The sequence below is a fragment of the Lactobacillus sp. M0403 genome (assembly GCF_016101265.1).
GTDB lineage: Bacteria > Bacillota > Bacilli > Lactobacillales > Lactobacillaceae > Lactobacillus > Lactobacillus apis.
In genome coordinates, this window is sequence record NZ_JACFQV010000009.1 from 1 (window position 1) to 7,024 (window position 7,024).

Here is a 7,024-nt window from a genome sequence, read left to right on the forward strand (position 1 = left end):
TCAATGTCATTCTTGATTTGCTTAGCATAATCGTCTAAGTCTTGCTTAGCTGCATCCTTTTGTCCATTTAAGTCTACTTTATTTGATTGATGAGCTGCTTCAATTGCTGCTTGTCCTGCATCACGTGCTGAATTTATGCTATCAGCGGTAGGAGCACTATTAATGTTCGCTATCGCCTCAGTTAGAGCCGCATTAACCGCCTGAATTTGTTCATTCTTTTCAGATGTCGTTAGAGTATTATCCTTAGTAATTGCATCTTTTGTATTTTTTGCAATTATATCCCTTAAGTAAGCTATAGCTGCAGCTCTTTGATCATCTAATGAATCGCCTGATTTATGAATTGCTCTAATTGTATTTATTCCATCATCCTTTGCCTTATTTACGGCATCGGCATCTGGTGCGTTATTAACGTTATCGATGGCTGTAGCTAAAGCTTGATCTACTGCCTTGGTCTGCTCTTCCTTTTTAGCAGCTGTTAAAGTTGGATCATTTGCAATCGCGGCTTTTGCTTTAGTTGCTTCATCTTTTAATGTATCTATGGCATCATCTTTTTGTTTAGCTAATGGCGTACCCGGATCTTTAGCAGCATCAATCTTAGCTATACCATCTTGATAAGCTTTATCAACTTCACTTTGAAGCTCAGCCTTATTTATTTTATCAATTGCTTCATTTCTTGCAGCATTTATGGCATCTTTTTGCTTAGTCTTTTCATCTGTAGTCAGATTTACATTACCATCAACAGCTGTTATGGCATCATCGGCATGAGAATTGATATCATTAATTGCAGTTGTTTTTTCCTGATCAAGTGAATGATAAACATATTTAATGCTGTCTGTACCATTTGCCATGATAAATGTTGACCCAGCTGGAACTTCCTTACCATTTACTTCAACATGATCAAAAGCATAGTTTTTAACATCTGGTGCTTTAGGAATCTCCGTAACATCACCAGTTTTACTAGAAACTGTAATAGGCTGAATTGGTTGAACTGCAATTCCATCTTTGTTTACATATGTTGGATTAATTGTTTGTTGATTACCTTCTACATAGATAGTAACAAGTGGATTTTCAGTTCCAACTAAAGTAGATTTTGGCTGAACGCTTTGACCAGTTGCTTCAACATAGTAGTGGTAACCAGCAGGAACGTTATCTTTTGTATAGGAACTATCTGTCCAGTTAATAGTGTTGCCGTAGTTAGCAGTAGCTGTAGTTATACCTCTTGACCCTTCGATACCAGTTTTACCTGAAAGGCTAGTAGTTAATGCTCCCCTATCTTTATGGTTAATATCAACGTATTGATATTGTAATTTTTGGGGAACACCAAATACATAAATATTATAGATATGGTCATATTGTTTATTATTTTGCCCTGGTTGAGACTGCATTGGAACAATACCAATAGTTGCCTGACCGTATTGATCACCGTCGTCATCAGGTAATGAATCACCGCCGCTTTGCATATCAGCTTTAGCACCTGAAAATACTTGGTTTCCAATTGCCCACATGTAGTTCTCAGGCATATTTCCACCATCAGCTGCATATTTGGCAATAAATGATGAATTAAGCGGAATATACTGACCAATATAATTATTCTTGTCATTGATATCTAGCTTAATTGGAGAACCAATCTTTTTACCATTTTGGTCAACGTATTGAATTGCCATTGTACCAACTGGAATAGCAACGGTTTGTAATTCACGCGTTTTTCTTGAAACAATAGGAGAAACACTCGTGTTGTTATTTAAGTCAGTTAAAGTAGCAACTCCACCTTTAACAACCATTTTACCAAATTGAGCAGCATTATCTCCTGCTTCATTAGTTGCTAAAGAATTCGAACCATCCCAAGTTTTAATACTAGAGTTATTTAGTGAAACAGTACCAGGTCCTGAAAATATACCAGCAGTCGCGGTAGTTGGATTCCCAGAGTTATCTTCTATTGCTAACAAAAGTGATTTTGGTGAAATAAAGCTTACACTAGAAGTACCAGCAACTTGGATAATAGCAGCTTTTGCTCTTTGATGGATATTAAAGGTAGTTCCTGCATTAAATACTGCTTTTTGAGATGCTTGTAATTGAATGGCACCAGGCATAGTAGTAATAGGAGCAGATAAATTAAAATTCTGTCCAAAATTAAATGTTCCAGTTCCTTTCGAACCTTGGGTAGCATTTAAGAAATACTGGAATCCTGTCTGAGTCCAAGAAACATCATCACCAACTGTTATTTTGTCGAAGTCTAGATAGATAGCTGGAAAATTAGCAGTAGAACCATTATAGGTACGCGCAATATTCGTAGACCCGTCTCCCATAATGAACTCGTTACCGTCTTTACCATATCCGGCATCACCTACTGCAGAGCCAGAATCACTGAAATAGAATTGAGAGTGCGCAGTGGCATTTTTTGATCTATCCATTTCAACTTTTGCATTATTAGCAAAAATTATTCTGGTTACGTGTCTAGTGACCTCATTAGTAAGGAAAAAGTAATTAGTTCCAGAAAAAGTAACTTTTGAGTCATGCGCAACAACCACGTGAATCGGATTGGAATTAGAATTCTCATCCATAGGTATTAGTCTAACATTGTCAATATTTACATTCAGACCCTGACCATCGCTACTATATACTAAACTGTATTTATCATTATCAATAGAGCCATTAAATCCCTGTTTAAAAACACCATTTGTTACTGTTACAGTGGTCATATTTGTACGAACTGTATCAGGATACGATAAAGTTTGTGATCCTAACTCAATTGTATGGCCATTACCATTGACAACAACACTTGCTCCAGGAGCACGATTGCTGATTGTGACTTTGCTATCATATGCTATATCACCTGTTATGTTGATATAGGTAACAGAAGAATCTGCCCAAGCAGTTGCCAAATCAGCAAGAGTTGCAACATTAGCTACCTTTTGCTTGTAATTATCTGGATTAAGAACTTGATCTGGGGTTGGAATATTTACAGATGTTGGTGAATTCTGTTTCGAGTCTAGGCTTGCATTAAAGCCTGGACGGCCAGCATCATCATCAGGACCAACCGTAACACTATTATCCCCTGTTGTATCTGCAGCAGTATCTACTCTTGGCGTAGCTTCGGCTTGAGAAGTATACTGATTTGTATCTTTCTTATCTGCAGTAGTATTCGCAGTAGTTTGACCAGTAACTGAATCAGTAGAAGCTGCTCTTGGTGCTAACTTACTTGCTTCAGTTTTACCAGTTTGGTTACCAGCAACTAATGAAGAAGTGTCTTCTGATTTGACAGTCTTTGTAGTTGAAGTCTTGTCAGAAGTTGCAGTAATGCCAGCAGTATCAGAACTCGTTCTGAAGAAAGAACTAAGTCCTTTATATGTAGAAACGCCCACTTTTTTGTTAGTAGCAGGCTTCTTTGACATATCAACGACTGGTTCTTTTTTAGCACTAGTCTTCTTTTTAGAAGCAGTAATAGTACCTGGCTTATAGCTATTAGTGATGCTAATATTTGCATCGTCTAAAATTGCTTTAATAGCAGGTAAATCCTCAGCTTTGTTTACTTTATCTTTAGCATCAGCAACAATAGCATCAACATTCTTAAGTTGAGTACTTTTAGCACTACTTGAAAGGTTTTGATCAGCGTTGATCTTTGCTTTTGCAGTGGTTGCTGTTGTATCAATAGTAGTCAAAGCATTTTGCTTAGCATCATCAACCGACTTCGAGTCAATTGATTTTTGTAACTCTTGGTCTACTCCCTTTTGATCATTTTGGGATTCGACTTCAGCGGCTTTTACCGGAGTAGAAGCACTACTGCCGAGGTATATTCCACCAAGCATGAAAGTCAATAAAGAATAGCTTACGAGCCAGCCTTTTTTGCTTTTATGCATTTTATAATTTGTATTTTTAGTCTCTTCGACTAACCTTGGATTTTTTTTCAAATTATACTCTCCAATCTCCCTATTAATATATAACACCACTAGTTTAGCACATCCTCAGCACTTAGAATAGTTATTTTTAAAGTGATTTTGTTAACATGAAACCAGTTATAGCAACCATTACGGCAACAGTTATATGAACAGCAATCGTTTTTTAACACATATGTTTTTTAAAATAATTAAACGTAATAATGAAAAAGTATTTTCTTTATAAAGCTTATTTATAAAGAACTTGTATATATCAAAATTATAGTCAGCTACTTAGTTATTTAATTTTATTGATTGTTTAGCACAAAAATATTTAAAAGTTTTTATAATAACGTTATTTAAAACAAAGGAAATAAATACAAGTATGGTTTTTTTAAAAATGTTCTTTAGTGCCTTTTATTATATCTTCATACATAAAATTTGGTTTATTTCTGTATTAGAAGTTAGTTTCTTAATTGATATCATTACATTATTTATTATTTCTAACTTAGTTAATTAAGACTCGATTATTTCCAACAAAAAAGGCAACAAACTATTTAAAGTTTGTTGCCTTTTGTTATGAATTCTTTTGAAGATTAACTTCAAAAATATTTTTCAGTGTTTCTATTCAAAAGCTGTCTGTTTTACAAATTGACCATTGCCAATTGAATAGTAAGTTTTACCTTTGATTACAATAATTTCACCATAAGTACGAATAGTCTCGCCAACATTCATAGTTACTTTACCAATGCGTTTACCTTCAATATTATAAACATCGGCTTTTGAAGTTAATACACGAGAGGTACCGTTGACTTCATCACTATCAAGATATTGACCGTTACCAATTTCAATAAACTTGCGACCATTGATAGTCTTGGTTTCACCAGTTGCTACTCGTGAACCAGCTGATAAAACAACTTGACCATTTTGTTGACCTTCACTGTTATAAACATTTGCGTTGTGATTCAACACTGCATTTGCAATAACACCGTCAGCTAATGTTTCGTTTGCTTCCTTGTCATTGGTTCCAAAGTTAACTGCTTTTACATAGCGATCATCATCGATGATGTAAAATTCTTTATCACCAATCTTAACTGGATCACCATAAGTATCTACTTCAGTATTCCTTCTAAGTAACTGAGTGCCTACACGCTTGCCATCTTTATTATAAACAAATGAGTTCTTCAATAAGATACGTTTTTGAGCATTGATGTTATTAGCAGCGATGTATAAACCATTGTCAGTCAAATAGAATTCGCGGCCATTAATCATTTCAGTTCCGTAAGTGTTAATCATTGAACCCTTTTGAGCAACTAATAAGTTTGCACGCTTACCTTCTTTGTTATAGAAGTAAGCATTATGAGCAAGTTTTCTTTCAACTGCTCCAGTTGTATCTGGAGCTGCTGTATCAGCAAATGTTCTTGTATCAATTCCTGAAAATTCTGTGTTTTCAGCATTAGAACTTGCTGAATTTGAATTTGTCGACTCAATGCTTTGTTCATTAGGAACTTGTGAGTCAGATGTGTTGGATTCTGACGAATTACTCTCTGAACCATTTGATTCGGAACCGTTGGACTCTGATGCATTGCTCTCTGAACCATTTGATTCAGATCCGTTGGACTCGGATGAGTTGCTCTCTGAACCATTCGACTCAGAACCATTTGATTCGGATGAGTTGCTCTCTGAACTATTTGATTCAGATCCGTTGGACTCGGATGCGTTGCTTTCTGAGCCATTTGATTCAGATCCGTTGGACTCAGATGAGTTGCTCTCTGAACCATTCGATTCAGATCCGTTGGACTCGGATGCGTTGCTCTCTGAACCATTCGATTCAGATCCGTTGGACTCTGACGAGTTGCTCTCTGAACCATTTGATTCAGATCCGTTGGACTCGGATGCGTTGCTCTCTGAACCATTTGACTCGGAACCGTTAGATTCGGATGAGTTGCTTTCTGAGCCATTTGATTCGGAACCATTTGACTCAGATGAATTACTCTCTGAACCATTTGATTCTGAGCCGTTGGACTCTGACGAGTTGCTCTCAGAACCGTTTGATTCGGATGAGTTGCTCTCTGAACCATTGGACTCGGATGAGTTGCTTTCTGAGCCATTTGATTCGGATCCGTTTGATTCGGATGCATTACTCTCTGAACCATTTGATTCAGAACCATTTGATTCAGATCCGTTGGATTCGGATGAGTTGCTCTCTGAGCCATTTGATTCTGATCCGTTTGATTCGGATGAGTTGCTCTCTGAGCCATTCGATTCAGAACCATTGGATTCGGATGAGTTGCTTTCTGAGCCATTTGATTCGGAGCCGTTTGATTCTGATCCGTTGGACTCTGACGAGTTGCTCTCTGAGCCATTTGATTCTGATCCGTTGGATTCGGATGAGTTGCTCTCTGAGCCATTTGATTCGGAACCGTTGGACTCTGATGAATTACTCTCTGAGCCATTCGATTCGGAACCGTTGGACTCTGATGAATTACTCTCTGAACCATTCGATTCAGATCCATTTGATTCTGAGCCGTTGGACTCTAACGAGTTGCTTTCTGAGCCATTTGATTCGGAACCATTTGACTCAGATGAATTACTCTCTGAACCATTCGATTCGGAACCGTTGGACTCTGATGAATTACTCTCTGAACCATTCGATTCAGATCCATTTGACTCTGACGAGTTGCTCTCTGAACCATTTGATTCTGATCCGTTGGACTCTGATGAATTGCTCTCTGAGCCATTTGCTTCGGAACCGTTGGACTCGGATGCATTACTCTCTGAGCCATTCGATTCAGATCCATTTGACTCCGACGAGTTGCTCTCTGAACCATTTGATTCTGAGCCGTTGGACTCTGACGAGTTGCTCTCAGAACCGTTTGATTCGGATGAGTTGCTCTCTGAACCATTGGACTCGGATGAGTTGCTTTCTGAGCCATTTGATTCGGAACCGTTTGATTCTGATCCGTTTGACTCGGATGCGTTGCTCTCTGAGCCATTTGATTCGGATCCGTTTGACTCTGACGAGTTGCTCTCTGAACCATTTGATTCAGAGCCATTTGACTCTGATGCGTTGCTCTCTGAGCCATTTGATTCGGATCCGTTTGACTCTGACGAGTTGCTCTCTGAACCATTTGATTCAGAGCCATTTGATT

The 7,024-nt window shown here is 37.7% G+C and carries 2 protein-coding genes; both read right to left on the reverse strand.

Annotated features, from left to right (window positions below):
• Positions 1 to 3,908 (reverse strand): DUF1542 domain-containing protein (locus tag H3T48_RS08675; RefSeq protein WP_198189178.1); only part of this gene is annotated, 3,908 nt, incomplete at its 3' end.
• A 588-nt stretch (positions 3,909 to 4,496) separates the two neighbouring features.
• Positions 4,497 to 7,024, reverse strand: a 2,528-nt coding sequence (locus H3T48_RS08680) for an SLAP domain-containing protein (protein WP_198189179.1), incomplete at its 5' end; no start/stop codon positions are given.